This is a genomic window from Paraburkholderia sp. BGA-UO-ETr-F12, assembly GCF_059567945.1.
This window is the reverse complement of record NZ_JCAQOZ010000057.1, coordinates 86,657-113,152: the sequence shown is the minus strand read 5'-3', so window position 1 is coordinate 113,152 and position 26,496 is coordinate 86,657. Positions and strand designations below refer to the sequence as shown.

At 63.0% G+C, this 26,496-nt stretch carries 26 protein-coding genes; 15 read left to right on the top strand and 11 right to left on the bottom strand.

The annotated features are described in order from the left end of the window. Positions 1–11: 11 nt before the first annotated feature. From AC57B6_RS27275 to AC57B6_RS27260, 4 genes are all read right to left on the bottom strand, one after another. Positions 12–752: an ABC transporter ATP-binding protein gene (locus tag AC57B6_RS27275; RefSeq protein WP_028197326.1), complete on the bottom strand. Its 741-nt coding sequence runs from the start codon at positions 750–752 to the stop codon at positions 12–14. A 21-nt stretch (positions 753–773) separates the two neighbouring features. After that, on the bottom strand, positions 774–1,616 hold the full coding sequence (locus AC57B6_RS27270; protein ID WP_183800209.1) for an ABC transporter ATP-binding protein: 843 nt from the start codon (positions 1,614–1,616) through the stop codon (positions 774–776). A 10-nt stretch (positions 1,617–1,626) separates the two neighbouring features. After that, complete coding sequence (locus AC57B6_RS27265) at positions 1,627–3,450, bottom strand: ABC transporter permease (RefSeq protein WP_028197328.1); 1,824 nt, start codon at positions 3,448–3,450, stop codon at positions 1,627–1,629. A gap of 103 nt (positions 3,451–3,553) precedes the next feature. Next, on the bottom strand, positions 3,554–4,750 hold the full coding sequence (locus tag AC57B6_RS27260) for an ABC transporter substrate-binding protein (protein ID WP_496422487.1): 1,197 nt from the start codon (positions 4,748–4,750) through the stop codon (positions 3,554–3,556). A gap of 350 nt (positions 4,751–5,100) precedes the next feature. Here AC57B6_RS27260 and AC57B6_RS27255 point away from each other — a divergent pair, with 350 nt between their 5' ends. From AC57B6_RS27255 to AC57B6_RS27200, 12 genes are all read left to right on the top strand, one after another. Continuing rightward, positions 5,101–6,087 (top strand): LysR family transcriptional regulator, encoded by a 987-nt coding sequence (locus AC57B6_RS27255; protein WP_046570817.1) that lies wholly within the window; start codon positions 5,101–5,103, stop codon positions 6,085–6,087. Then, complete coding sequence (locus AC57B6_RS27250; protein WP_496422486.1) at positions 6,084–7,583, top strand: NAD(P)-binding domain-containing protein; 1,500 nt, start codon at positions 6,084–6,086, stop codon at positions 7,581–7,583. The genes AC57B6_RS27255 and AC57B6_RS27250 overlap by 4 nt, the downstream gene beginning before the upstream one ends. 15 nt (positions 7,584–7,598) lie before the next feature. Then, complete coding sequence (locus AC57B6_RS27245) at positions 7,599–8,159, top strand: CMD domain protein (protein ID WP_496422485.1); 561 nt, start codon at positions 7,599–7,601, stop codon at positions 8,157–8,159. Continuing rightward, the gene (locus AC57B6_RS27240; protein ID WP_496422484.1) at positions 8,156–8,770 is read left to right on the top strand and encodes a peroxidase-related enzyme; all 615 of its coding nucleotides are present in this window, start codon (positions 8,156–8,158) and stop codon (positions 8,768–8,770) included. The genes AC57B6_RS27245 and AC57B6_RS27240 overlap by 4 nt, the downstream gene beginning before the upstream one ends. A 112-nt stretch (positions 8,771–8,882) precedes the next feature. Beyond that, positions 8,883–9,188 carry a hypothetical protein gene (locus AC57B6_RS27235; protein ID WP_144193722.1) on the top strand — a complete coding sequence of 102 codons (306 nt, stop codon included), beginning with the start codon at positions 8,883–8,885 and terminating at the stop codon, positions 9,186–9,188. Positions 9,189–9,434: 246 nt separating this feature from the next. After that, positions 9,435–10,013 carry a GNAT family N-acetyltransferase gene (locus tag AC57B6_RS27230; RefSeq protein ID WP_144193721.1) on the top strand — a complete coding sequence of 193 codons (579 nt, stop codon included), beginning with the start codon at positions 9,435–9,437 and terminating at the stop codon, positions 10,011–10,013. 251 nt (positions 10,014–10,264) lie between these two features. Next, the gene (locus AC57B6_RS27225) at positions 10,265–11,116 is read left to right on the top strand and encodes a MerR family transcriptional regulator (protein ID WP_028197335.1); all 852 of its coding nucleotides are present in this window, start codon (positions 10,265–10,267) and stop codon (positions 11,114–11,116) included. Between the two features lie 110 nt (positions 11,117–11,226). Further along, entirely contained in the window at positions 11,227–12,225 is a 999-nt protein-coding gene (locus AC57B6_RS27220; RefSeq protein WP_046570824.1) for a sulfonate ABC transporter substrate-binding protein, read from the top strand. 165 nt (positions 12,226–12,390) lie between these two features. Then, entirely contained in the window at positions 12,391–13,995 is a 1,605-nt protein-coding gene (locus AC57B6_RS27215) for a flavin-containing monooxygenase (protein ID WP_496422483.1), read from the top strand. Between the two features lie 48 nt (positions 13,996–14,043). Continuing rightward, complete coding sequence (locus tag AC57B6_RS27210) at positions 14,044–14,952, top strand: SDR family NAD(P)-dependent oxidoreductase (protein WP_496422482.1); 909 nt, start codon at positions 14,044–14,046, stop codon at positions 14,950–14,952. A gap of 82 nt (positions 14,953–15,034) precedes the next feature. Next, entirely contained in the window at positions 15,035–15,916 is an 882-nt protein-coding gene (locus AC57B6_RS27205) for a metal-dependent hydrolase (RefSeq protein WP_028197339.1), read from the top strand. After that, positions 15,913–16,896, top strand: a complete 984-nt coding sequence (locus AC57B6_RS27200) for an alpha/beta fold hydrolase (protein ID WP_106353290.1) — start codon at positions 15,913–15,915, stop codon at positions 16,894–16,896. Before AC57B6_RS27205 ends, AC57B6_RS27200 begins: the two co-directional genes overlap by 4 nt. On the opposite strand, the gene AC57B6_RS27195 is transcribed toward AC57B6_RS27200, so the two are convergent. Next, complete coding sequence (locus AC57B6_RS27195; protein ID WP_178370123.1) at positions 16,871–17,425, bottom strand: putative glycolipid-binding domain-containing protein; 555 nt, start codon at positions 17,423–17,425, stop codon at positions 16,871–16,873. The two genes, AC57B6_RS27200 and AC57B6_RS27195, sit on opposite strands and share 26 nt — an antisense overlap. Positions 17,426–17,702: 277 nt before the next feature. On the opposite strand from AC57B6_RS27195, the gene AC57B6_RS27190 reads away from it, so the two are divergent. From AC57B6_RS27190 to AC57B6_RS27180, 3 genes are read left to right on the top strand one after another with little or no spacing between them, the layout of a single operon-like run. Next, positions 17,703–18,668 carry an urea transporter gene (locus tag AC57B6_RS27190; protein WP_496422481.1) on the top strand — a complete coding sequence of 322 codons (966 nt, stop codon included), beginning with the start codon at positions 17,703–17,705 and terminating at the stop codon, positions 18,666–18,668. A gap of 45 nt (positions 18,669–18,713) precedes the next feature. Further along, entirely contained in the window at positions 18,714–19,490 is a 777-nt protein-coding gene (locus AC57B6_RS27185; RefSeq protein WP_496422480.1) for a class II aldolase/adducin family protein, read from the top strand. Beyond that, on the top strand, positions 19,491–19,724 hold the full coding sequence (locus AC57B6_RS27180) for a 4-oxalocrotonate tautomerase (RefSeq protein ID WP_255246789.1): 234 nt from the start codon (positions 19,491–19,493) through the stop codon (positions 19,722–19,724). Positions 19,725–19,836: 112 nt separating this feature from the next. Here the strand turns inward: AC57B6_RS27180 and AC57B6_RS27175 are convergent, their stop codons facing one another. The 6 genes from AC57B6_RS27175 to AC57B6_RS27150 form a co-directional block, all read right to left on the bottom strand. Next, positions 19,837–21,048 carry a porin gene (locus AC57B6_RS27175; RefSeq protein WP_028197344.1) on the bottom strand — a complete coding sequence of 404 codons (1,212 nt, stop codon included), beginning with the start codon at positions 21,046–21,048 and terminating at the stop codon, positions 19,837–19,839. A gap of 73 nt (positions 21,049–21,121) precedes the next feature. Next, positions 21,122–22,474 (bottom strand): TRAP transporter large permease, encoded by a 1,353-nt coding sequence (locus AC57B6_RS27170; RefSeq protein ID WP_496422479.1) that lies wholly within the window; start codon positions 22,472–22,474, stop codon positions 21,122–21,124. 7 nt (positions 22,475–22,481) lie between these two features. Beyond that, entirely contained in the window at positions 22,482–22,961 is a 480-nt protein-coding gene (locus AC57B6_RS27165) for a TRAP transporter small permease (protein ID WP_030100837.1), read from the bottom strand. A 143-nt stretch (positions 22,962–23,104) separates the two neighbouring features. Then, positions 23,105–24,097, bottom strand: coding sequence for a TRAP transporter substrate-binding protein (locus tag AC57B6_RS27160; RefSeq protein WP_028197347.1), 993 nt, complete (start codon positions 24,095–24,097; stop codon positions 23,105–23,107). Positions 24,098–24,727: 630 nt separating this feature from the next. After that, positions 24,728–25,657: an SMP-30/gluconolactonase/LRE family protein gene (locus tag AC57B6_RS27155; RefSeq protein WP_046570835.1), complete on the bottom strand. Its 930-nt coding sequence runs from the start codon at positions 25,655–25,657 to the stop codon at positions 24,728–24,730. Beyond that, positions 25,654–26,496, bottom strand: a complete 843-nt coding sequence (locus tag AC57B6_RS27150; protein WP_028197349.1) for an NAD-dependent epimerase/dehydratase family protein — start codon at positions 26,494–26,496, stop codon at positions 25,654–25,656. Before AC57B6_RS27150 ends, AC57B6_RS27155 begins: the two co-directional genes overlap by 4 nt.

The window sequence follows — 26,496 nt, the reverse complement described above, 5'->3', positions numbered from 1 at the left end:
GACTATCGCCGTCAGGATGCCGTCGTGGCCGCCGCTTCACCGCCGAGATACGCGTCGCGAATCCGCTCGTCGCCGAGCAGCGATTCGGCCGTGCCTTCGAGTACGACGCGGCCGGTCTGCAACACATAGCCGTAATGCGCGATCTCCAGTGCGAGGCTGGCGTTCTGCTCGACCATGAAAAAGGTCACGCCCTGCCGGTTGATCGTATCGATCAGCTCCAGCACCTTGTCGACGTAGAGCGGCGACAAACCCATGGTGGGTTCGTCCATGCAGATCAGCTTCGGCCGGCTCATCAGCGCGCGCGCCATGGCCAGCATCTGCTGTTCGCCGCCTGAGAGCGTGCCGGCCTTTTGCGTCAGACGCTCTTTCACGCGCGGGAAAAGACCCAGCACGCGCTCATAGTCTTCGTCGATCGCCGCGCGGTCGCGCCGCGTATAAGCGCCCATCAGCAGATTTTCACGCACCGTCATGTCGCCGAACAGCCGCCGCGCTTCCGGCACCGAGCCGACACCGCGCCTCACGATCTGCGGCGTGCTGAGGCCGCCGATCGCCTCGCCTTCGAACGTGATGCTGCCGGCACGCGGCTTGTGCAGACCGAGAATCAGCTTCATCGTGGTCGACTTGCCGCTCGCGTTGCCGCCGAGCAGACTCACGATCTGCCCGCGCCGCACTTGAAAATTGACGTCGAAATGTACCTGCACGGGGCCGTAGAACGTTTCGATATGTTCGAGTTTCAGTAAAGCATCGCTCATCGTCGATATTCCAGCAAAAGTTCAGGCGGCCACGCGCACGGTCGCCGCGCCGCCGACATTGCGATGGCCGAGATAGGCCTCGATCACACGCGGATCGTTGCGCACCTCGCGTGGCAAGCCTTCGGCGATTTTCCCGCCGTTGTCGAGCACGATCACGTGATCCGACAGCCGCATCACCATGTCGAGCTTGTGTTCGATCAGCAGGATCGTCAGCCCGCGCGCTTTCAGTTGCTGAATCAGCACCAGCATTTCGGCGGTTTCGGACTCGTTCATGCCGGCCGTCGGCTCGTCGAGCAGCAGAATGCGCGGATGCAACGCGAGCGCGCGGGCAATCTCGACCCGCCGCCGGTTCGCATATGACAGGCTATGAGCCGGATGATCGATGCGCGGCGTCAGGCGTTCACCGAACCCGGCAATGATCTCGCGCACTTCATCGCGCAGCGCCGCATCTTCACGGCGAACCGCAGCCGGCCCGACGAGCGCGCGCGCGACTTCGGCAATGGCGCCCACGATCGGCCAACCCGTGCGGGTGACACGCAAACGCGCATGCGCGCCGATCAACACGTTATCGAGCACGCTCAGATTGCCGAATACCCGGCCATGCTGAAACGTCCTCGCCAGTCCGAGTGCGGCCAGCTTTTCCGGCCGCATGCCGGTAATGTCGCGACCGTCGAAACGCACGCTGCCCGCGTCCGGCGTATCGAGCCCGGTGATCAGATTGAACAGCGTCGATTTGCCCGCGCCGTTCGGTCCGATCACGCTGATCAGTTCACCTTCCGAAATCGATAGATCGACTCCGTTCACCGCGGTCAGTCCGCCAAAGCGCCGCGTCACGCCGCGCACGTCGAGAAGAGTCTGTGTCATGTGCGCTCCGTCATACCGTTCCCAGCAAACCCTGCGGCCTGAACCGCACGAGCAGCAGCAATACCAGCCCGTAGATCAGCATCCGGTAGTCGGCGGCCCAGCGGAAAATCTCCGGCAACCCGATCAGCGCCACCGCGCCGACAATGCCGCCCAGCACGTTGCCGAGCCCGCCGAGAATCACCATGGTCAAGGCGAGGATCGACACTTGCGAGTCGAAGGTCTGGTTGTTGATGTAGCTATACAGATGCGCTGCGATCCCGCCGCTGATCCCGGCGGCCAGACCGCCGAACGCAAACGCGATCGCCTTGTAGCGGTTCGGGCGAATTCCGTGCGAACGCGCCGCCACTTCGTCTTCGCGAATCGCACGCAGCGTGCGGCCCAGGTGCGAGCTCAACAGCCGCGTTTGCAGCAGTGCCAGCACGATCAGCACGCCTAGCGCGAACCAGTAAATCGCGCGGGCGCTATCCGGCGTCCAGCCGAACACCGACAGCGGCGCAATGCCCGCGATGCCGAGCGGACCACGCGTCAGGCTGTCCCAGTTGAGGATCACGAGGCTCACGACTTCGCCAATGCCCAGCGTCGCGATCGACACGTAGTGGCCGCGCAAACGGAACGCCGGATAGACCAGCAGCGTGCCGAGTGCGGCGGTGATCAACCCGGCGCAAAAAATCGTCACGACCGGCGACCAGCCGAGGTTCATCGACAGCAACGCCGACGCGTACGCACCAATCACCAGCAATGCGGCATGGCCAAGCGAAATCTGTCCGACCGTGCCCGCCACCAGCGTCAGGCTCAACGCCAACATTCCGTACAGCCAGGCATTGGTGAGCGTTTGCAGGAGATAGGACGACGTGGCGACGAACGGCAACGCGAGCGCGGCCAGCGCGAGAACGATCACCACGGCGCGCGGTACTTTTACCGCTTTGCCTGCGGACAGGAAGGTGCCGGTCATCGGCTCCGGCGGCAAACGGCGGCTGCCGCTAAAGAGTCCATTGGGACGCCACACCAGAAACATCAGGAGCAGAACGAACGCGAACAGATCGCGGTAACTGGTGCCGAAGATCGCTACGCCATAGCTCTCGACCAGGCCCAGCAGCAGGCTGCCGACAATCGCGCCCGGCACATTGCCCAGACCGCCGATCAGCAACGCGACCACGCCCTTGAGGGTGGCCTGGAAGCCCATCGCCGGATCGATGCTGTTGTAGTACATGCCGACCAGCAGGCCGCTCACGCCACCGAGCGCGCAGGCGATCGCGAATACCGCCTGATTGACGCCATTGACGTTGACGCCCATCTGTTGCGCCGCGTCGCGGTCCTGCGCCGTTGCGCGTACGGCCCAGCCCAACCGGGTGAAACGCAGAAACACATAGAGCACGGCTGCCGCCGTCACGCCGATGCCGGCGATCAGCAAATCAAGCGAGCCGATCGTCGCACCGCCAAGCCGAAAATGCCAATCGGGCAGCGTGCTCGGCACCGGCCGGGGATCGGCGCCGAACAGCAACTGCGCGCACTGATCGAGCACGAAGCTGATGCCGATCGTGGCGAGTAACGGAGCGATGCGCGCGGCGCCCTGCAGCGGCCGCAAGCCGATCCGCTCGATCGTGATGCCCAGCAGCCCGCAGCCGAGCACCACCGCCAGCAAGGCGAGCGGCAACGGCAACCCGAGCCGCGTCAGACACAGCCAGCCGATGAAGCTGCCGATCATGTACACCGAGCCGTGTGCGAAGTTGATCAGATGCGACACGCCGAAGATCAGCGCGAGCCCGACCGCCAGCAATGCGTAGATATTGCCGACGATCAGTCCATTGATCGTGTAGTCGAGCCATGAGGCCATAGCATTCAGATCCGGTGAAAACAGACAAACAGGCGGACACACAAGCCGACACGTAAGCGTCGCTCAGGCGTTGCCTGTGCGTTTCCTGTGCATTGCCGAAGTGTTATTTCGAAGCGACCAGTGGCTTCGCACCGTCCCATTGCGTGAACTGGTTGTCCTTGACGACCAGATACACGCTGCGCGCGCCGGCCACGCGGCGTGTCTGCGGATCGAACTGCACCTTGCCGAAGATCAGGCTCGGCACATCCCTGATCTGCTTCAGACCGTCGTGCACCGCCTGACGGGTCACGCCGTAGCGGCGCATGACTTCCGCCGAGACGATCATCGCGTCGTACGCACGCGCGGCGAACGTATCGGGCTCACCGTTGTACTTCGCGCGATAACGCTGCACGAAATCCTGTACCTCAGGCCGCTTGTCGCCGGGGAAGAAATTCGATTCGGTGAACACACCGTTTACGGCCTCGCCGCCGAGTTCGAGAAATTTCGGCGAATAGACCGAGCCCACGGCCGCGATCGGCTGCGTCAAACCCGACGAACGCGCCTGACGCACGATCTGCGCACCGTCCGCGTAGTACGAGATCAGCACAAGCGAATCGGGTTTCGCTTCGTTCACCCGCACCAGCGTCGCGCGAAAGTCTTTCTCAGTGGGCTGATAGCCTTCTGCCGCGACGACCTGTGCGCCGTCCTGCACCGCGGCCTTCGCGAAAATGTCCTTGCTGGTGCGGCCCCAGTCGGTATTCAGATAGAGCACCGCGATGCGCCTGAAGCCGAGTTCCTTCGTTGCGTAGTGCGCGAGCAGCGGTTGCTCCTCAGCCTGGCTGAGCGCGGTGCTCCACATGTAGTCGCCACCCTTCGTGAAGTCCGGGTGCGAATTGGTGAAGCCGAATTGCACGAGTTGTCCGCGCTGATAAATCGGCGAGGCCGCCATCGAAGTCGTGCTTGAGAGATCGCCTAACTCCAGCAGAATGCGCGGGTCGCCGACAAACTTCTGTGCGATCGAGACCGCCTGGCGCGGGTCGCCACGGCTGTCCTCGAAGTCGTAAGCGAGCGGCCGGCCCTTGATGCCGCCCTGGCTGTTGATCTGCTCAAGCGCAAGATCGAAGCCGCGCTTCCACTGCGTGCCGTATTGCGCGTCCTGTCCGGTGAGCGGCCCACTCACACCGATCAGATACGGCTCGCCCGCCGCGGCGCCGGCATGAGCCGGCAAGCTTGCGGTGAGTCCCATTACTGCGGCGAGCACCGGCAGCGTTTTCAGCCAGCGCGACCAGTTGGTTCGCGACGATTTGGATACGTGTTTCATGTTTGCCCCGACTGTCATCTTCAAAGTGAGGCCATGTAACCACGGTGAATTCCGGCAGCCCAACGAAGTTTTGGGAATATGGTTATCACGTCGACGAGCATGCCTCCGCTCGCGCAAGGCAACCCGGCAGACGAGCATTCACTGTCACTCGCCGAGTCGCGCGGGCATCTCATTGACGCAATTGATTTTTCTTCTTTTTGACAGACGCCGTAGGGAAGAAAACTCGAGGCGCCACGCGCTCGCACACCGATTCCCTTCGCATTTTTTCCGCTGTCGATATCGAAATTCATTATATAAATCGCGCATTCAGACGACCCTACAATGCGCAGATCGAATTGCCAGGGCGCGTCATGGAGCTGCATCAACTCGAAGCCTTTTCGGCGGTCATGTCCGCCGGCAGCATCACCGGTGCGGGACGTTTGCTTGAACGCTCGCAGCCGGCCGTCACACGCCAGATTCAGGAGCTCGAAGCGGATCTCGGCTATGCGCTGTTCAATCGCAATGGGCCGCGTGTCACGCCGACGCATCGTGCGTTTCTGCTTTACGAAGAAGTCGAGCGTTCGCTGGTCGGGTTGAAGACCATCGAGCAGCGGGCGCGCGCCATCGGTCTCGGCGAAGCCGAACCGCTGCGTGTAGCGGCCACGCCCGCGCTGGCCGCGTCGATCGTGCCGCCTGCCATCGCGATGCTGCCGCCGCTCGGGCACGCACCGCAATTCCAGTTGCGCAGCCTGTCGGCTGAACACGTCGTGCATGAAGTGCTGACCCGCACCGCGGATATCGGTCTGGTCACATTGCCGATCGGGCATGCGGGACTCGACATCCACTGGATCGCCGAGGCGCCTTGCGTGGCACTGATGCAGAGCGGCGACCCGCTCGCCACGCTGCCGCATATCACGCTGCGCGATCTCGCGAAACGGCGCATCGTCACCGTGGCGAACCGTTTCCGGCTACGGCATCGGATCGACGCAGCGTTCGCGGCCGCGCACATCGCCGCCGACGTGTTTCTCGAAACCAATGCATCGCTGAACGCGGTGATGGCCGCTCGCGCGGGCGCCTGCGTCGCAATCGTCGACCCCGCCACCGGACTCGGCCTGCCCATCGAAGGCGTCACGGCGCGGCCGCTCGATTGCGCGATTCCTTTCTTCTTCGGCGCCGTCACGCCGGCGGGCAAACCGCGCCGCGCCGCCGTCGACGCGTTGCTGCAAGCCATCGAACATGCGACCCGCGAACTGCTCGACGGCGTGGTCCTGCATCCGCCCCAGCAACACGACGCACTGCTGCAACGCGAAACGCGTGCCGCTCGTACGCGCACCAAACATCCGGAACACACAGCATGAATCGCCTTGCCGATCTCGAAGCCCGCTTGCGTGAAGATCTGCGCTGGCTGGAATTACCCGCGCCCTCCTGGGTCCCGCCACGTTTCGCCGGTGCCGAACGCGTACTCGATGTCGCGGTGATCGGCGGCGGCATGGCGGGGCTCGCCGCGGCGGCGGAATTGCGCTGGCTGGGCGTCGACAATCTGCGGGTATTCGATCGCGCAGCACCGGGACGCGAAGGTCCGTGGGTATCGTTCGCGCGCATGGAAACGCTGCGCTCGCCCAAGCAGCTCACGGGTCCCGCGCTGCGCATGCCGGCTCTCACATTTCGCGCGTGGTACGAAGCGCAATTCGGCGAACCCGCGTGGGAGGCACTCTACAAGATTCCGCGCACCCAATGGATGGACTATCTGCGCTGGTATCGCGAAGTGCTCGATCTGCCGGTGCAGAACGACACCGCGCTCACCTCGCTGCGTCCGCGCGACGACGGTCTGCTTGAACTCGATCTGCACGATCTCAGGAAAGCAGGCGCGCGGCGCACGCTGCTCGCGCGGCATGTCGTGCTCGCCACCGGCCGTGACGGATTGGGCGGCCCATTCGTACCGGTGATCGCCAATACGGTTGCGCGCCGCTACTGGGCGCATTCGGCGGAGGCAATCGACTTCGCCGCGCTCGCCGGCAAACGTGTCGGTGTCGTCGGCGCGGGGGCGTCCGCCTTCGACAACGCCGCGACCGCGCTCGAAGCGGGGGCGGCCGGCGTCGATCTGTTTATCCGCCGCGACGACATTCCACGCGTGAACAAGCTGACCGGCATCGGCAGTCCGGGGCTTGTGCATGGTTTCGCCGATCTCGACGACGCATCGAAGTGGCGCTTTCTGCACTATGCACAGACCGAGCAGACGCCACCGCCGCGAGACAGCGTGCTGCGGGTTTCACGCCATGCCAATGCCCGCTTTCATGTCGGCAGTCCGGTGGCGGCGCTCGACGAACTCGACGGCGCGCTCGCGGTAACAACACCCAAAGGCCATTACGTGGTGGACTTTCTGATCTTCGCGACCGGCTTTCACTCCGATATCGCCACGCGTACCGAGTTTGCGCCGTTCGCCGGTTTTGTACGGCGCTGGAAAGACCGCTATCGCGCGGATCCGTCGCTGCCTTCGCACGAACTGGCGGAGTCGCCGGACCTCGGCGACGCGTTCGCATTTCAGGAGCGCAAACCCGGCACCTGTGCGGCGCTGACGCAGATTCATTGCTTCAATCATGCGGCGAGCCTTAGCCATGGAAAGCTGTCCGGCGACATCCCCGCGATCAGCGAAGGCGCGCAGCGCCTCGCACGCGGCATCGCGAGCCGCCTGTTCGACGCGGATCGCGAGCGCCACTACGAGGCGCTGGTCGCCTTCGATAAAGCGGAGTTACAAGGGGATGAATGGACGGATGCGGATGCATCGTCCGGCACTGCGCGCGCTCATCTGCAAGCAGAGCATGCCGCTAACGATCCCGCCGAAAACACTGATTAACCCGCCGGAGCAGATATGACCGACCTCGCGTCACAGACCCAATCGTCCGCACTTTCAGACGTCGCCGGCACCGCCACTGTCGATACCATCGACACCCTCGCCGGCCTGCAAGCGGGCAGCCCGCTCGCCGCGCTGCGCCATGCCCGCGACAAGGTCGCGCTGCACACGCAACGCAGCGAAGACGCGCTGTTCGATCCGGCGTTGCCCGATCTGTCGCTGCACGAGCGTTTGTTTGCCGCATGGCATGCCGCCCGTCTCTCACTGGCCGACGATCTCGCCGACGCCTACACGGCGAAGCTGATCGCCGCCGGCGCACAGCGGGTCACGCTCGATGCAATCGAAGCGGGTACGCTCGACCCCACCGCCGACGCGCGCCTGATCGCCATCCTTTCTCACGTCAAGCTATTGGTGCTCAGGCCGGTCGAAGCACGCCCCGAGCATCTGCGGACGCTGCAACAAACCGGGATCACGACACGCGGCATCGTCGCGCTGTCCCAACTGATTGCATTCGTCACTTATCAATTGCGCGTGGTAGCGGGCCTGAAGGCATTGCGCGCCGCCCAGGAGGCAGCATGAACCAGGTGAACACCAGTGCATCGCCGGCTGACCGGTTCAACGGCTTTACCTTCGATACGCTTGGCTGGCGCGCATGGCTCGACACGGTCAGCCTCGAGAACGCCATGCCCGAGCAGCTGGCCGTGCTCGATGAAAGCCATCCGCACGCGAAGACCTCCGACTACTATCTCCTGCTGGTCCAGCAGGCGGAAATCCTGCGGCAACGCTCCGGCGTTTTCAACGCGATCATGTATGCACCAGGCGGCTTGCCGCGCGCCGAGCGCGAACTCGCCAGCACCGTGGTCTCGCGCGTGAACGGCTGCGTGTATTGCGCTTCGGTGCATGCACAACGATTCGGCCAGCTCGCGAAACGGACCGACGCAATCGAAGAGGTTTTCGAAGACCCGTCGAGCGCCGGCACCACGGCGCGCGAGCGAGCGATCATTCAGTACGCGATCGAACTGACCGATCACCCTGAAAATGTCGACGCAGACGCTATCAGGCGCCTCGAAGCGAATGGCCTGACGCAGGCGGAGATTCTCGACCTGACTCACGCGATCGCGATCTTTGCGTGGGCCAACCGGTTGATGCTCACGCTTGGCGAACCGGTGTTTCCGCAAGCGGGCGCGTGAGGTGCGGGCGCAGCGGCCCACGCCGTCCAGGCGCGACCGCCTGCACGCGCCGAAAAAGCCAAAGGCCGCATTGCGGTATCCTCAGCGGCTCGTTCAGAAGGAGGATGGATTCATGAAGTTTTCGATTTGCGTGGCACTCGCCGCCCTGACGCTGTCCGCTACCGCGTACGCGCAAACCTCGCAAACCTTTCGCTTCGGCGAAGGCCAGAGCACGCTGCCGTCCGGCAATGCCCATCCGGCACCCACGCCGGGCACGCAGACCCAACAGCCGCAACCGATGCAAGCCCAGCAGCAACCGCAGCCCGCTGACCATGCCCCAGCCAAAAGCGGCCCCAAGGCCAAGCCAAAGCACAAGGCAAAGCGCCACCGGCATTACCGCGGGCATGTGAAACAACCGGATACCTACTCGCACAACTGACCGGCGCAACGCACCACACATCACACGCCGGCCGCCACGCGCCGGCTGCTGCGCGACGAGAATCCGTAATGCCCGGCCGCGACGTGTGGCCGGGCACGCCACGCGGGGCGCGGACCGTGCCGCTCACTTATGCATGCGCCCATACTGCCTCTAGATCGTGGCGATTTTTGACGCGCTTCAAATTCGCGGGCGCGGCGGGCATAGTAAAACGTATTCACAGATTCAGCGGCCATGACAGGAACACGTATGAGCACCACCCGCCCCGCCCCGACGCCACTGCCCGCCCCGCTGATCCGCGACGCCACCGAAGCCGACCTGCCCGCGATCCAGGCGATCTACGCCCACCACGTGTTGACCGGCGTCGCTTCGTTTGAAGAAATCCCGCCTTCCGTCGACGATCTGCGTACGCGGCTCGCTTCGGTGCACAGTCATGGGTTGCCGTACATGGTGGCCGAGATCGACGGCGAAGTCGCCGGCTATTGCTACGCGACGCCATACCGGCCGCGCGCCGCGTATCGGAACACGATCGAGGATTCGATCTACGTGAACGACGCGTATCGCGGACGAGGACTGGGACGCGTGTTATTGCAGGCGCTGATCGAACGCTGCGAAACCGGACCGTGGCGCCAGATGATCGCCGTGATCGCCGACGGCGGCAGCGGCGGCTCGCTGTCCCTGCATGCGCAACTGGGTTTCGAATTGACCGGCACATTAAAGGCGGTGGGCTTCAAGCATGGCCGCTGGCTCGACACCACGCTGATGCAACGGACCTTGGGGGCCGGCGATTCGACCGCGCCGGACGACATCGCGCAGGAACGCGGCTGAAGCCCGGCCGCTGGTTTCAATTCGTCCCTCAAGGTCAGGGCCGCTTGCGCAGCACCGCGGTGTAAGTCACCGGCCCGTCGTCCAACGGCACGCCCAGGCATTCCGGCATTTCACGTTCCGTCAGTGTCCTGAATGCCGATGAAGATTCATATCGCGACGCACCGCGCCGGGAGCCATGCAAATCATCGCGTTGCCAGCCGGACTCGCCGCCAAACTCGCCGCCGGGTTGGCCACCGCGTTAAAATCCCTCCATGCCCAATACGCCGCCCCCCTTTCCGCCCTTGCCCGACGCCTCGAGCGTCCCGCCAGGCGCCGCGCCGCGCAACGAATACACGGTCGACGAACTCGCGCGCGTCACCGACACCACGGTGCGCAACGTGCGCGCCTATCAGGACCGCGGCCTGCTTGCGCCACCGGAAAAGCGCGGCCGCGTCGGCGTATATGACGACACGCATGTGTCGCGTCTGAAGCTGATCAACCATCTGCTCACGCGCGGCTACACGCTCGCGAACATTCAGGATCTGATCATGGCGGTGGACGAAGGCCACGATCTGCGTTCGATCCTCGGCCTTGAAACCGCGATCGGCGGACGCTGGTCGCGCGAACGGCCAAAGAAATACTCGCTGCTCGAACTGCTGCAGATGTTCGGCGACAAAGCCTCGCCGAGCGCGCTTGGCAAAGCGGTCGATCTCGGTTTGCTGGAGCGCGACGGCCTCTCCTTCGTGTCCGGCAACCCCACCGCGCTGGCCGCCGGCGCGACCATGGCCAAGGAAGGCATTCCGCTCGCCGACCTGCTCGACGCCGTGGGCGTCGCCCGGCCGCATTTTCAGGCGGTCGCCAAGGCACTGGTCGACCTGGTGGTCCGCCAGTTGGACCGCTACGACGCCGACGCGCTGCCGCCGCCTGCCGACGTGCCCGCGCTCGTCGACGCAATCTGGCGGGTGCGGCCGCTGGCGATGGTACTGGTCGAAAGCGAAATGAACCGCGCGCTGGAAGAGGCTTCCGGCGATTACCTCGGCGACCGCGTCGCGGCGATCATGGAAAAGAAGCTCGGTCATCCGGCCGAAGCCACCGCGGCGAAGAAAGATAAATCCAGAAAATAGTCACTCCGCGTTCGCGCGCGCGTCATATTCAAATCTGCATTGCTTCGTTTGATCGGCGGGATGTCCGTGCGACGATCTTCGATCGATCGAACGCAATGGAGATTCGCAGGATGGCCCGTCATACCCGTATTTCGCTTCACATCGCCGCCACCTTGCTGGCGGCGCTCGCCACCTTGAGCGCGAACGCCCAGAGCAGCAACGGCAAGGCTAACGAGCCGGCCAACGTGCTGCGCATTGGTTATCAGAAGTCGGGCCTGCTCGCGATCCTCAAGGCACAAGGCTCACTCGACGAAAAGCTCAAACCGCTCGGCTACAGCATCAAGTGGTTCGAATTTCCGGCCGGCCCGCAATTGCTCGAAGCGCTGAACGCGAACAGCCTCGACTTCGGCTATACCGGCGCGCCGCCGCCCGTGTTCGCGCAGGCCGGCGGCGTGCGCTTCGTGTATGTCGGCGCGGAGCCCTCGGGGCGTCATGCCGAAGCGATTCTGGTCCGAGGCGATTCGACGCTGCACAGCGTGGCGGAACTGAAGGGCAAGCGTGTCGCGTTGCAGAAGGGTTCGAGTTCGAACTATCTGCTACTCGAGGCACTGAAGAAAGCCGGCCTGCGTTACGAAGACGTTCGCCCGGTCTACCTCGCCCCCGCCGACGCGCGCGCCGCCTTCGAAAGCGGCACGGTCGACGCATGGGCGATCTGGGACCCTTATTACGCCTCCGCACAACAGACGCTGAAGGCACGCGCGCTGGTCGATTACTCGGAGCTCAATAGTCCCTATAACTTCTATGAAGCCACGAGCGAGTTCGCCCAGCAGCATCCCGACGTAATCCGCGCGATTCTCGGCCAACTTCGCGTCACCGGCCTGTGGGTCAACGACCATCCAGTGGAAACCGCCGCGCTGATCGCACCGAAGGTCGGTCTGGATCAGAAGCTGGTCGAAACCTGGGTGCGCCGCTATCCGTACGGCACCACCGCCGTGACCGACGAAATCGTGCGCTCGCAGCAGATCGTCGCCGACGCGTTCTACGGCGCGCATCTGATTCCGCAAAAAATCACCGTGAAGGACAATGTCTGGCAAAACCGCGAGGTGGCAGCCAGTCTGGCGGGCAAGTAGGCACTGGCGGTCTGAAAGGACAAAGGGCGCTCGAGCCTTACGCCACGGCCTTCTCCGCTCCATAGAGTTTCCCGTCTAACCCGTTGCTTGCGTCATCCGTTGACAGCCTCTATTGTTACATCAACCAATGTAACAGTTAAGAGCGAATAAAAGGAGACGGATCGGATGAACGCACGCATGATGCCCCTCGACGACGCGGCGCCCACTGCATCCGCGCCCATCGAAACCGATATCGCCATCATCGGCTCGGGCTTCGCCGGCCTGGGCATGGCGATCCGGTTGCGCCAGGCCGGCATGACCGATTTCATCGTCGCGGAAAAGGCCGACTCGGTGGGCGGCACCTGGCGTGACAACCACTACCCCGGTTGCGCTTGCGACGTGCAATCCCACGTCTATTCGTTCTCCTTCGCCCCGAATCCGCGCTGGACCCGCATGTTCGCGCGCCAGCCGGAAATTCGCGCGTATCTGGAAGCGTGCACGCAACGGTTCGGCATTCAGCGTCATCTGCGCTTCGGGCATGAACTTGCCTCCGCGATCTACGACGAAACCCGCCACCGCTGGCAACTGACGTTCGCAAACGGCCAGCGCTGGTCCGCCCGCGTGCTGATTTCGGGAATGGGCGGACTCTCGCGCGCGGCCATTCCGAACATTCCGGGCATCGAGACATTCAAGGGTAAAGCGTTCCATTCCCAGCACTGGGACCATACGTATCCGCTCGAAGGCAAACGCGTCGCGGTGATCGGCACCGGCGCGAGCGCGATCCAGTTCGTGCCGCAGATCGCGCCGCGCGTCTCGCATCTGAACCTGTTCCAGCGCACGCCACCGTGGATCATGCCGAAGGCCGACCGCGCGGTGAAGCCGTTCGAGCAGTGGCTGTTCAGGCATCTACCGTTCACGCAGAAGATCATGCGTTCGGCGCTCTACTGCATGCTCGAATCGCGCGCTTTCGGCTTCGCGATTCATCCTTCGCTGATGAAGACCGCGCAGAAAGTCGCTGAGCGGCACTTGCGCCGCCAGGTGCCCGATCCGCAACTGCGCGCCACGCTCACACCGAACTACACGATGGGCTGCAAGCGCATCCTGATCTCGAACGACTACTTCCCCGCGCTGTCGCGCCAGAACGTGTCCGTGACAACCACCGGCATTGCCCGCATAGAAGAAGACGCGGTGATCACGACCGACGGCGCGCGCCATCCGGCCGACTGCCTGATCTTCGGCACCGGCTTTCAGGTGGCCGATCCGTTCCCGGCGGGCGTGGTGCGTGGCCGTGGCGGCATCGATATCGTCGACACATGGCGCGATGGCGCACATGCGTATCTCGGTACGACGCTGCCTGGTTATCCGAACTTCTTCATGATCGTCGGCCCGAACACCGGCCTCGGTCACAACTCGATGGTGTTCATGATCGAGTCGCAAGTCGAATACGTGCTGCGCGCGCTGAAGACGATGAACGCAGAGCGCGCCGCTGCGATCGAAGTGCGCCCCCACGTCGAGCGCGCCTACAACGAACAGATCCAGCAGAAACTCGGCCGCGCGATCTGGTCGACGGGCGGTTGCAAGAGCTGGTATCTCGATCCGAAGACCGGCAAGAACACCACGCTGTGGCCAGGATTCGCCTACAAATTCCGCCAGGCAACCCGCACTTTCAGCATGGACGACTACCTCGCGTATTCGCCCGCGGCGCAGCCGCTGGGCGCACACCCGGGCTCGCAGTCGCAGCCCGTGCATGCGCACGGCAATGCAACGACGACGTCGGCGGAAGCAACCTGAAAAACGATAACGACAAGGCACCGTTCAGAGAGGACAGGAGATAAGCCAATGAAGAACTTCACCGACAGAGTAGCCGCCATCACCGGCGCGGGCTCGGGTATGGGCCGTTCGCTCGCGATTCAGTTGGCGCGCGAAGGCTGCCACCTCGCGCTGGCCGACCGCAATGCCACGAGCCTCGCCGAAACCGCGCAACTCGCGCAGGCTGCCGCACCGCATGTGGTCGGCTCGCCGCTGTGCATCACCACGCGCGTGCTCGACGTGTCGGACCGCGCCGCGATGTTCGACTGGGCCGCCGAAACAGCCGCGCAGCATCAGCGTGTGAACCTCGTGTTCAATAACGCGGGCGTCGCGCTGTCGAGCACCATCGAAGGCATGGAGTACGCCGACCTGGAGTGGATCGTCGGCATCAATTTCTGGGGCGTGGTGCACGGCACGAAAGCGTTTCTGCCGTATATCAAGGCGTCGGGTGCGGGGCACATCGTCAATACGTCGAGCGTATTCGGCCTGTTCTCGCAACCCGGCATGAGCGGCTACAACGCGACCAAATTCGCCGTGCGCGGCTTTACGGAAGCATTGCGCCAGGAACTCGATCTGATGAAGTGCGGCGTATCGGCGACCTGCGTGCACCCGGGCGGCATTCGCACGAGCATCGCGCAGTCGAGCCGGATCTCATCGAACATGGTCGGCTTCATGCTGGAAAACGAACAGCAAGGCAAGGACGACTTCGAGAAGTTTTTCATCACCACCGCCGACGAAGCCGCACGCGTGATTCTCGACGGCGTGCGCAAGAACAAGCGGCGCGTGCTGATCGGCCGCGACGCCCGCGCCGCCGACTGGCTCGCTCGTACGTTGCCGGCGGCCTACCAGGCGCTGGTCGTGATGCAGACGCGCCGCATGAAGCGCATTGCGGAAAAGCGCGCGCGCCGCGCCGCGCAAGTGGACGGGCGGCGTGCCTGATGCGCAGACCGTCATCTCACACCATGCAGACCGTCCGATCAGCACATTCAGCAGCATATAAAGGATCACAAGGAGAAAGGCCATGATGCCGGTTCGCCGCGACCTCCGTTTCAATTTACCGCAGGAACGTGCCTGCGATTGGCACGTGCAGGGCTCGCACGTAACCCACTTCTTCAACGCGCTTTCACTGCTGTTCCCGGCCGGTGAGCGCTTTTTCATGGACAGCGTGCGCAACTACCGCGACCAGATCGACGACCCCGTGCTGAAGAAGCAGGTGCTCGGCTTCATCGGTCAGGAAGCGATGCATACGCGCGAACACATCGAATACAACGATCTGCTGCAGGAAGCCGGCTTACCGGCGCATAAGCTCGACAAGCGCCTGTGGGCGATTCTCAACTTCGGCCGCAAGATCCTGCCGCATTCGTATCAACTCGCGGTCACGGTCTGCCTCGAACACTACACCGCGATGCTGGCGGGCCTGCTGCTGGAGGACGCATCGCGTATCGGCGGGTCGGTCGAAGGCTATACGCAGATGTGGACGTGGCATGCGCTCGAAGAAACCGAACACAAGTCGGTTTCCTACGACGTGTGGAATACGGTGCTGAAGCCCGGCCTCGGACGCTACCTGCTGCGCACCGGCACGATGCTCGCCACCACGCTGACCTTCTGGCTGATCGTGTTCGACTACCACGTGCGCCTGCTGATCGCCGATCGCAAACGCGGCGGCCATATCCGCGGCATGTGGCGCGTCGTGAAGTATCTGTACGGTCCGCGCCACGGCGTGTTTCCGCGTATTGCCGGGGAGTGGCTGAGCTTTTTCCGGCCAGGCTTCCATCCGTGGGATCACGACAATCGTGCGCAGCTATCGCGCATCGACGGCCTCGTGGCCGCGGTTGACGCCACCAACGCGGCCACGCCAAGCGCCCGCAAAGCCGCCCGGCGCGGCGTGCAGGCGGCCGCATGATACGCGACACGCTGTCGGTCGAAGCCGGCGACGTGCGGCTCGCGGTGTACGTGAGCGGACCGCGCGACGCACCGCCGCTCGTGCTGGTGCACGGTTATCCGGATTCGGCCGCGGTGTGGGAACCGGTGCGCGCGCAACTCGACGCGCGCTACCGTGTCATCAGCTACGACGTGCGCGGGGCCGGCGCTTCCGGTGCGCCAGAAGCGCGCGCGGCTTACCGGCTCGAGCGGCTCGCCGCCGATCTCGCGGCTGTGGCCGATGCAACCTGCGGCACACGGCCGTTTCACCTGGTCGGTCACGACTGGGGGTCGATTCAAAGCTGGGAAGCCGTCACCGACCCGGCCTTCAAAGGCCGTATTGCGTCGTATACGTCGATCTCCGGACCGTGCCTCGACCATGCGTCGTTCGGCTTGCGCGGCGCGAGTTCAGCCGCCGGCGTTGAGCGTGCGGAACAGCCCGGAGTCCATCAGACAACAAAGCGCCCATTTGGCAGCAGTCTTCGGCAAACGCTCAAGTCCTGGTACATCTTTTTCTTTCACCTGCCGCTGCTGCCGGAGTTGGTATGGCGTACGGGCGGCGCACGCATGTGGCCGTTATGGCTGCGCCTGACGGAACGGGTGCGCCCCGAGCGGGACCCCGCGCAAATGCGCAACGCGATCAACGGCCTGAATCTCTACCGCGCCAATTTCATCGACAGGCTGCTGCATCCACGTGCACGCCATGCACATGCGCCCGTGCAATTCATCGTGCCGCTGCGCGATCGCTACGTCGGGCCCGAGCTCTCCGTGGGGCTCGAAGGCTGGCTCGGTGCATACGGCCGCACCGAAATCGATGCCGGTCATTGGGTGGTACTGCGCGAGCCCGAACGCATCGCGGCAGGCATCGAGCGCTTCGTGGAACTGCACCAGGTCCAGCGTCCATCGGAAGGCGGCGGTCCCGACACCTCGACGCAGGTCAACGCTCGCGCGGCAGGCGTGTAAATAGCGTCGGATAGTCGATCACGAGGCCGTCTTCATCCACCGTCAGGTCCGCGGTGAAATTGCGGAAGATGCCTTCGTAGCGATACACCCGATTCAACTCGATGCACGAATACGCCTGTTCGGCACGCGTGACCTGCAAATCCGGCGTCGAGATATAGGCGACGGAAATCGGCTTGCGCTCGCCTTCGGCCAGTTGCAGACGGCGGATCGGCAAGGTGTTCGTATAGGGCGTGGCGGCGATATCGATATCGAGGCACCCTTCAATCGCCTTCAGCACGTGGCCATCTCCATCGCGCCAATGGCCGGCACCGTCGCCGTGCAATTCCAGCTCGGCGCCGCCGACGATCTTCAGCCACGCATAGATCGTCCGCCATTGCTCGTCGCTGCGTACCTTGTAGTGCAGGCCGTACGCTTTGCCGTAGCGCTGCCCGACCAGGACGCTTTCCACCGCGAAGCCGTCCGCGCGCGCCTCGAACGCAAGATGTTCGAAACCGTCGCCCTCTTCCGATGCCCACCGTAGTTCACGCATCAGTCAGTCTCCTTCTGGAATGGAATGGAATGAACCGGAACGGCATGCGCGCCGGATTCTTATCCTAGCGCGAAAGCTTTCGATTCGCCGAACGCGCGATTTTCCAGCTCATGGCGCCATCCAGCATACGTGTCGCAAATAGCCACTATCAACATCTGACGATGCCTGACGTGAGGCAAGTGGCCTATGCTCGCGGTTCACCGTCAACCTGGCCCGCCGCGCGCGTCTGAACCGCACGCGGCAGCGTCACGCCGCCTCGAATTCGCCGCCCCTGATCATGCTCGCCCCTGCAACCGAAGCACAATCCGCCGCCATGCGCACCCTGTTGCGCAGTTTCGGCCAGATCGTGCTGCAGCCGAACGCGTTCACCGGCGCGTGTCTGCTCGCCGCATGGCTGCTATGCGATCCGCGCCTCGCCTGCGCGGCGTTGATGGGCGCAGTCGCGGCCAACGTCAGCGCGGTGTTGGCCGGATCTCCGGAAGACGACACGCAGGCCGGCCTGCACGGCTTTAATGGTGCGCTGGCCGGTCTCGCCGCATTCAGTTTCATCGCCGACAATGCGACCGCCGCCGCTGTGGCGATTCTGGCCGCGACAGGGACTGCGTGGCTGCTGGAACCGTGGTCGCGCTGGCTGCGTGCGCGTGGGCTCGGCTATTTCTCTAGTCCCTGTTTGATTGTCACGTGGCTCTGGCTGCCGCTCGCGACACGCGTCACGCAGCAAACACTCTCCCTCACAGAGCACGCGCCTCGGGCGGCGCAATTGAGCAGCGGCGTACTCGCCGGATTCGCGCAAACCGGTTTTGCGTCTGGCGCGCTGCCGGGCTTGCTCGTGTTGATCGGCATTGCGGCTGCTTCAAGACGGCATGCGTTGTGGGCGCTGGCCGGCGCGGCCCTGGCAAGCGCCGCGCATCTGTTGCTCGGCGCGAGCCCGGGCTCGTTCGACGCCGGCCTGTTAGGATTCAATGGCGTGCTGACGGCGATCGCGCTGGCCGATTCCGGCATCGCGGCGACGCTTGGGGGCGTGATGCTTTCCGTGGCGCTGCAAATGACTGCCACCTACTATGCGTTGCCGGCCATGACTGCGCCGTTCGTACTCGCGACGTGGAGCATGCAGTGGCTCGCTGGCCGATTCGCGCATGCCGCGGCAGTGTCCGAACCGGCCGCGCATGGCGGAACCGGACGGCGTGTCACGTCGCCGGCTTCGGCCGGAACGTCGTCTGCATCGGTCAGACGCGCGGGTTAGGCGCAACCGCAGCCCGAACCCACCAGGCAATCTCAGGAGACACACATGTCGTTCACCCATACGCCCACCGGCCGTGTCACCGAGGCAGGGCCGAGGTCCGAAGCCGAACAGCAGACCCGCGTCGACCTGGCCGCCGCCTACCGCCTCGCGGCGCTCAACGGCTGGGACGATCTGGTCTACACGCATATCTCGGCCAGCATTCCCGGCGAACCGGGCCACTTCCTGATCAATCCGTTCGGTCTCGCGTTCGACGAAGTGTGCGCGTCAAACCTGGTGAAGATCGATATCGAAGGCAACGTCGTGGGCGCGAGCGAACATCCGGTCAACGCCACCGGTTTTGCGCTGCACGCCGCCGTGCATGCGGCCCGCGCCGACGCGTTCTGCGTGATGCACTTGCACAATACCGCGGGCGTGGCGGTTTCCGCTCAACCGGCCGGATTGCTGCCGGCGTCGCAGCACGCACTGCGCTTTTACGGCCACCTCGCGTATCACGATTACGAAGGCCTCGCCTTTACGCCGGCCGAGGGCGAACGGCTCGTCGCGCATCTCGCCGACAAACCTGCCATGCTGTTGCGCAATCACGGCACCCTCACCGCCGGCCGCACGATTGCCGAAGCTTATGTGTTGATGGCGACGCTGATCAAGGCTTGCGAAATCCAGTTGCAGGCGCAGGCGTGCGGCAGCGAACTCGTCGTGCCGAGCGATGCCGTAGCCGCTCGCACAGCCGAGCAACTGTTTGACGGCGGTGCAATCGAAGGCGCGCTGGAATGGCCCGCCTTGCTACGCAAGCTCGACCGGCTCGATCGTACGTACCGGGACTAGATTCATTTTTCAACGCTACGCTATTCACCACGGAGTCACGCAATGCCCACGTTTCATATCGAACTCTTCGAAGGCCGCTCGCTGGAACAGAAACGTCAGTTCGTCGAGGCCATTACCAAAGCGACTTGCGAATCGCTCGGCGTCGAGCCGAACTCAGTGGATATCATTCTGACCGACGTCAAGCGCGAAAACTGGGCAACAGGTGGGCGTTTGTGGTCCGAAGCGGACGCATGAGGTAAGTGAAAATGCTGCGCGTATTGCACGCGCAGCAGGTCTTTTCGGCGACGCGTATTCGACTCGCGTCGCTGTGGCGGCATCAGCAGACGCCGCCACGCCACCAGACCGATCAGAACCGGTGGATGATGCCCACGCCTGCCGCAAACTGGCTGCGCGACGAGGACGGTGCGCCGTTCTGACCGTCGCCGATGTCGGCCGTTGCGTTGATGATGCTCGTGGACGTACCGGCCTTGTTCGGAGCCAGAGTCTGGCCACCCGCACGTTGGTAAGCTTCCAGCGCGTACAGGCCGGTCCGCTTGGAGAGGCTGTAGTACTGCGAGAGATTGAACTGCTGATAGCTCGCCGCGCTCGTAATGCCATTCGCCTGCGTTGCGCGCGTGTAGCTATAGCCGGCGGCCAGGTCCAGCGCCGTCAGCGGCTTGTAGTGCAGCACAGCGCCAGCCGTATTGAAGATCGCCTCGTTGTGGAACGCCGAGTTCACGCCCGGGACGTATTGCACGTTCGAGTACGAGAACGAGATGTCCCATTGCGAGCTGAACGCATAGCCGCCCGTCACCGCCACGCGCTGCTGCGCCTGCGCCGTCTGGTAGCCGTTGTTGATACCCGACACAGCCGTCTGCGCGCCGGCATTCGAGGTCGTGGAATCAGCCCCCCACGCGCCGCCGCCCAGCGTCGAGTTGTTGATGCGCTGATAGCCCGCCGCGATCCCGAACGGACCGTTCAGGTACTGAACCGCCGCGCTGATCGTCGAGCCGGCATTGGTCCTGCCTGCCACGCCGCCCAGCGAATACGAACCGCTCACCGTCAGGCCATGCATGCTCGGCGAGGTGTACACCAGCGAGTTATTCGCGCGGTACAGCGTATCCAGCGAATCGATATCGCCCGGGTGTGCGCCGTAAGCGCCCGTCAGCCACGTGGTCGGGCTATACGGCGACAGCAACGTGTAGTACGAGGTGTACTGGCGGCCTGCCGTCAGCGTACCGTAGCTGGCATTGGTCACGCCGACATACGCCTGACGGTTGAACGCCAGGCCGGAAACGGACTGCGCGCCGGTTGCACTGTTAAAGCCTTCTTCCAACTGGAAGATCGCCTTCGTGCCACCACCCAGATCTTCGCCGCCCTTCAGGCCGAAGCGGCTGCCCGCCCAGATGCCGTTCACCATCTTGATCACCGAGCGGCCGCCCGACGTCGAACCAAGTGACGTCTGGCTGCTCTGATAGCCGATCCCCGTATCGACGATACCGTACAACGTCACGCTGCTCTGAGCGTGCGCGCCGAGGGCGACCAACCCAAGGGCCGAGGTTGCGATTGCCTTTTTCATTTCTGCTCCTCTGTAAAAAAACTTATTCTTCGTGTCTGGCAGTCCTCTACAGGCGCCGACTCCTGATCAAGCGTTAAAACACCGGGTGGCCATTGATCAGGCTAGGCAACCACGTCGAAAACAACGGTACATACGTCACAATGTTGATCGCGCTGAAGATCGCCAGGTAGTAAGGCCACGCCACCTTGGTCGTCTCACCGATCGACACGTTACCGATCGCGCAACCGATGAACTGCACCGAGCCGATCGGCGGATGCACGAGCCCCAACGCACAGTTCAGCAGGATCATGATCCCGAACTGCACTGGGCCCACGCCGGCGTGCATCGCCATCGGCAGGAACAACGGGGTCGTGATCAGGATGTGCGCCGCCATGTCGACGAAGGTGCCGAGGAAGATCTGGATGATGTTGATGTAAAGCAGCATCAGCCATGCGTGGCTCGTTGCGCCGTCGAGCATGTGTTCGATTGCGTCGGGAATCTCCAGATAGGCCATCTGGTAGCGCAGCATGTTCGACACGCCGATCAGCAGCAGCACCACGCCGGTGGTTTTAGCCGCCTTGGACAGCGCATGAAAGAGCTTCTGCCTCGTCATCGTGCGATACACGACGATGGTCAACACGAGTGAGTAAGCCACGGCAATGGCTGCCGCTTCCGTCGCGGTGGCAATCCCTCTTGCCACGCAGAACAGAATGATCGCGATCACCATCAAGCCCGGCAGCGCGCCCAGAAACGTGCGGGCCACCGCGAACCAGCCGGGAAAACGCTGCAATTCGGTCGAGCCGTCAGGACGGCGCGGATAGCCGAACTTGACCGCCTGCCAGTACGCGGCGATAAGCACGAAACCCATCACCCACAGCACCGGCAACAGACCGGAGAACAACAGATCGCCGATCGACACGCCGCTCAGCCGCTGACCGTTCAACGTGCCAGTAATGCCTTGAGCCGCGAACGCGTAAATGATCATGTTCGTCGAGGTGGGCATCAACGCGCCTGCGAGCGACGAATGGGTCGTCACGTTGACCGCGTAGGCCGCGCTGTAGCCTTCACGCTTCATCAGCGGAATGACCACGCCGCCCATCGCGGACGTGTCTGCCGTCGGCGAGCCGGACACGCCGCCGAACAACGTGCACGCAACCACGTTCGCCATGCCTAGGCCGCCGCGGAAATGGCCCACGGTGGCCTGCGCGAAACGCAGGATGCGGTCGGCGATACCGCCGTGCAACATCAACTCGCCCGAGAAAATGAAGAATGGGACGGCGAGAAACGAAAACGCATTCATCCCCGAAATCATCGACTGCATGGCGGTGGCCGCCGGCAAGCCTTCATACAGATAAGTCAGGACGCACGAAAGTCCCAGCGCAAACGAAACAGGAACCCCGAATACGAGGAAAACGAGGAAACTAACTGAGAGGATGGCAAGTTCCATGATTCTTCTATTTGTGTTTCTGTGCGAAAAGCCCCAGCAGATTCTCTAGCGAGAACAGAGCGATGCAGGCGCTGGCGATAACCGGGATCACATAACGAAGCGCTTCCGGAAGACCGAGAATTGGAATCTTGTCGTCCATCGTCGTCTCGGCCATCTGCAGGCAGCCGAAGAAAATCGCCACGGCCAGCACGATCAGACAAAGATGCTGGAACGCATGCGCGACCACCTGGCCTTTCGGCGGCAATTTCTTGACTAGCGAGTCAAGCCCGATATGACCGCCTTCGCGAACCTTGAGCGCGGCGCCGAACATGGCGATCACGATCACCAGCAGCAGCGCAATGGGTTCGACGAAATCCGGTGCATCGCTGAAAACATAGCGCATCACCACGCTATAGATCACCAGCAGGCACAGCGTGGCGAGACTCGCCGACGCCACGACAACCAGCACGCGAAAGAGAACATCATTTGGGCGCTTCATGAAACTCATTGACCCCATCCTTGCCTACATCGGACCTGGTTTTAATATTCAGGAATCCTGCCGCCCGTCACCGGACAGATCAGGAACCCGCACGGCACGAAAGACCCGCAGCAGGTGCCGCCAGGTCTTTCTCCACCGAGTTACTTCCGAACTTATTTGATTGCCTGGATTTCGTCGACGAGCTGCTTCATTTGCGGAGTCTTTTCATACTTCGCCCAGACCGGCTGCATCGCCTTCACGAAAGCCGGACGGTCGATCTGCGACGCGGGGATGAGCGTCGCGCCGCCCTTGGCGACTGTCTTGGCCGCGTCAGCTTCGCGCGCAGTCCACAGCTTCTCGTAGTACGGCACCGAGTCGGCCGCTGCCTTCTTGATGATGGCCTGCTCCTGCGGCGTCAGCGTGTCCCATACCTTCTTGGAGAACACCAGAACTTCCGGGGTCATCGAATGCTGGGTTTCGGAATAGACCTGCGCGACCTCGAAGTGCTTGGTTTCTTCGTACGACGGCAGGTTGTTCTCAGCGCCATCCACGAGACCCGTCTTCAGGCCGGTATAGACTTCGGCGAACGGCATCGGTGTCGGCGTGCCGCCCATCGCCTTGATTTCGTCGACCATCAGGTCCGAAGGCTGCACGCGCACCTTGAGGCCCTTCATGTCGGCAGGCGAATGGATCGCCTTCTTCGCGTACATCGAGCGCGCGCCGCTCTCATAGAACGTCAGCGCGATCATGCCCTTCGCCGAGAAGGCGTCGAGAATCTTCTGGCCTTCCGGGCCGTACATCACTTTGCGGAAATGGTCGATGTCGCGAAACAGGAACGGCAGCGACGGGATCATTGATTCAGGCACGATCTCGTTGAATGCCGCGCCGTTGGCGCGCGCCATATCCAGTGCGCCAATACGCACCTGATCGATCGTGTCGTTTTCGGAGCCCAGCGCGCTGTTGCCGAAGACCTTCACGGAATCCTTGCCACCGGTTGCCTTGCTGATTTCTTCGCCCATGTACTTCACGGCCATATTGGTCGGATAGGTGTCGCCATGCACGTCCGACACGCGGAACACGCGAGCGTGTGCCGACACGGTGCTGAACGCCAGCACGGAGGCCGCGACAATCATCGAGACACGGGAAGAGGCAAACTTCTTGTTCATCGTGACATTCCTTGAAAAATAGATCATCCAATCGATTGCGGCGGGCCGCGTGCGGATGTTGCGACATGGTTTTAATGCGTCTCCCGGCTTCAAAAAATGCCGCGCTTTTTCTCTGCCGTACGATCACCCCACTTTCGGGGAGAGAGTGATAACGTGCGGATCTGTGCGTTTTTTCCCCGGCACAGATGCTCAGCACTCCTCTCTGACAATCAGACTTCCTTGCTTCAACTGCATCGGCTGAACCTCGCGCGCGTCGATCGCGCGCGGAGAACGCCGCTCTCCTTGTGCAGCGGCCAAACGTGTCTCGAAATAAATCTGTTTGGTCTCACATGTTGTACGACGACATATGAAGTCTATAAAACGTAAGCTAAGTTGTACAGCCGGTATTTACCCGCACGAAGGCAAGTTGAACGTAAGAGTTTCCGAGTTTAAATTCGGATAAAAGCCAATATATACAAGGCTATTCGTCGAGTCCCTATCTTGTGGGTTTATATTTTTCGTAGAGAGGAAGATGACCTGAAAGTGGCATTTTCGCCACTATGTTGTACGACGAGCGATGAATAAATGACGACTACTGTTGGGCGCCGACGTGCTAATACCCCGGCGCCCAGTCACATGGACGTCATTTCTTCACAGTTCGCCTGCGTACTCAGGCTCGGGTAACCCCGTCACACCGGGGCGGACGGCGAACAGATGGCCGTCGTGTTCGCTCGCGCCGGTGGCGGGGCGAATCGACGTCACGAACAACGTATCGAGGTTGTTGCCGCCGAATGCGCACATCGACGGCTTGATGGCCGGCACGGCAATCTGCCGATCGAGCTTGCCTTGCGGGGTAAAGCGAAGCAGCAGACCCGCGTCGTTCGCGCAGATCCAGTAGCAGCCATCCGCGTCCACCGCCGCGCCGTCGGGACGTCCGGCGTAATCGTGCAGGTCGGCGAATACGCGCCGGTTGCGCGGCTCGCCCGTCTCGACGTCGTAGTCGAATGCCCAGATCTGCCGGCGCAGGGGATGCGAATCCGACAGATACATCGTGGCCCCATCGGGCGACCACGCCAGACCGTTTTGCGTGATCAAGGCGTCGACAACAGGCTCCGACAACACGCCGCGCTCATCGAAGCGATAAAGCGCGCCGGCGGGATTTGCCGCTGCCATGTCCTGAACCATCGTGCCGGACCAGAAGCGCCCTTGCCGATCACACCGGCCGTCGTTGAAACGCATATCGGCGAACGGGAAGACCGGTGCGGCAAGCCTCCGTGGCGTCACGGCCAGCGGTTCGGTACCGGACGTACCCTTGGTCAGCGTGACCGAGAACAGCGCCGTCTCGCAGCCCGCCAGCACCGTGCCGTGGCGATCGAACGCCAGACAGGCCACCTTCTCCGGCAATTGCCATTCGGAGCGCTCCGCCGAATCGGGCCGCAGCCGCACAATCTTCTGCGCCGGAATATCCACCCAGTAGAGCGCCTGCTCCGCCGCACGCCACACCGGACTCTCGCCGACCGACGCGGGCGCCTGGTTTACCGCTTCGACACGCTCCACACGCGGGTTTGCCGCGCCGCTCATCGCTTCGGCTCCATCGGACCCGCCAGCACAAACGGGCCGCCCTGGAAACGCTGGGTCGGATCGTCGAGCTCGGCGGTGGGCGCCGCGACCGGGAAGAGATGCTCAAATTCGATCGAACTGTCCTGCGGGCGAAAACCGAGAAACGCCGCCTTGGTGTTGTCGACCCATTTGGTCCGGTTGTCGGAAACGCCATAAACGATTGCGTGCCCGACCCGGTTGGTAAACAGTGAGCAACGCACCAGTTCGATAAGGTCGCGAAAGCTCAGATAGGTGACGAGCATGCGCGGATTTTTTGGCTGCTCGAACGACGAGCCGATCCGCAAGCACACTGTCTCGAGACCGAAGCGGTCGAAGTAATAGCGCGACAACGACTCGCCGAAGCACTTCGTCACGCCATACAGGCTGTCGGGACGCAGCGGCGCATCGATATCGAGTACCGACGTGGTGGGATGAAACCCCACCGCATGATTCGAGCTCGCATACACGATGCGCTTCACGCCCTGCTTCTGCGCGGCCGAATAGAGGTTGTACAGGCCGCGGATATTCGCTTCGAGCAGGTCTTCGAACGGCGCCTCGACGGAAATGCCGCCGAGATGAACGACTGCGTCCACACCTTCGAGCAGCGCGTGAACCGCGGCTTCATCGGCGAGGTCGACAATCGAGGCTTCTTCATGCGCCGCCACGTCTCCCAGCGGCGCGATATCGGTAACGCGCACGATATCGGCCCACGCGGCGAGCGCGCCGCGCACTTGCTGGCCGAGATTGCCAGCAGCGCCGGTGAGCAGAAGACGGCGGAAAGGCTTTTGCGCCGCCGTGCGGTCAGGGTTCGAGTCAGTCAT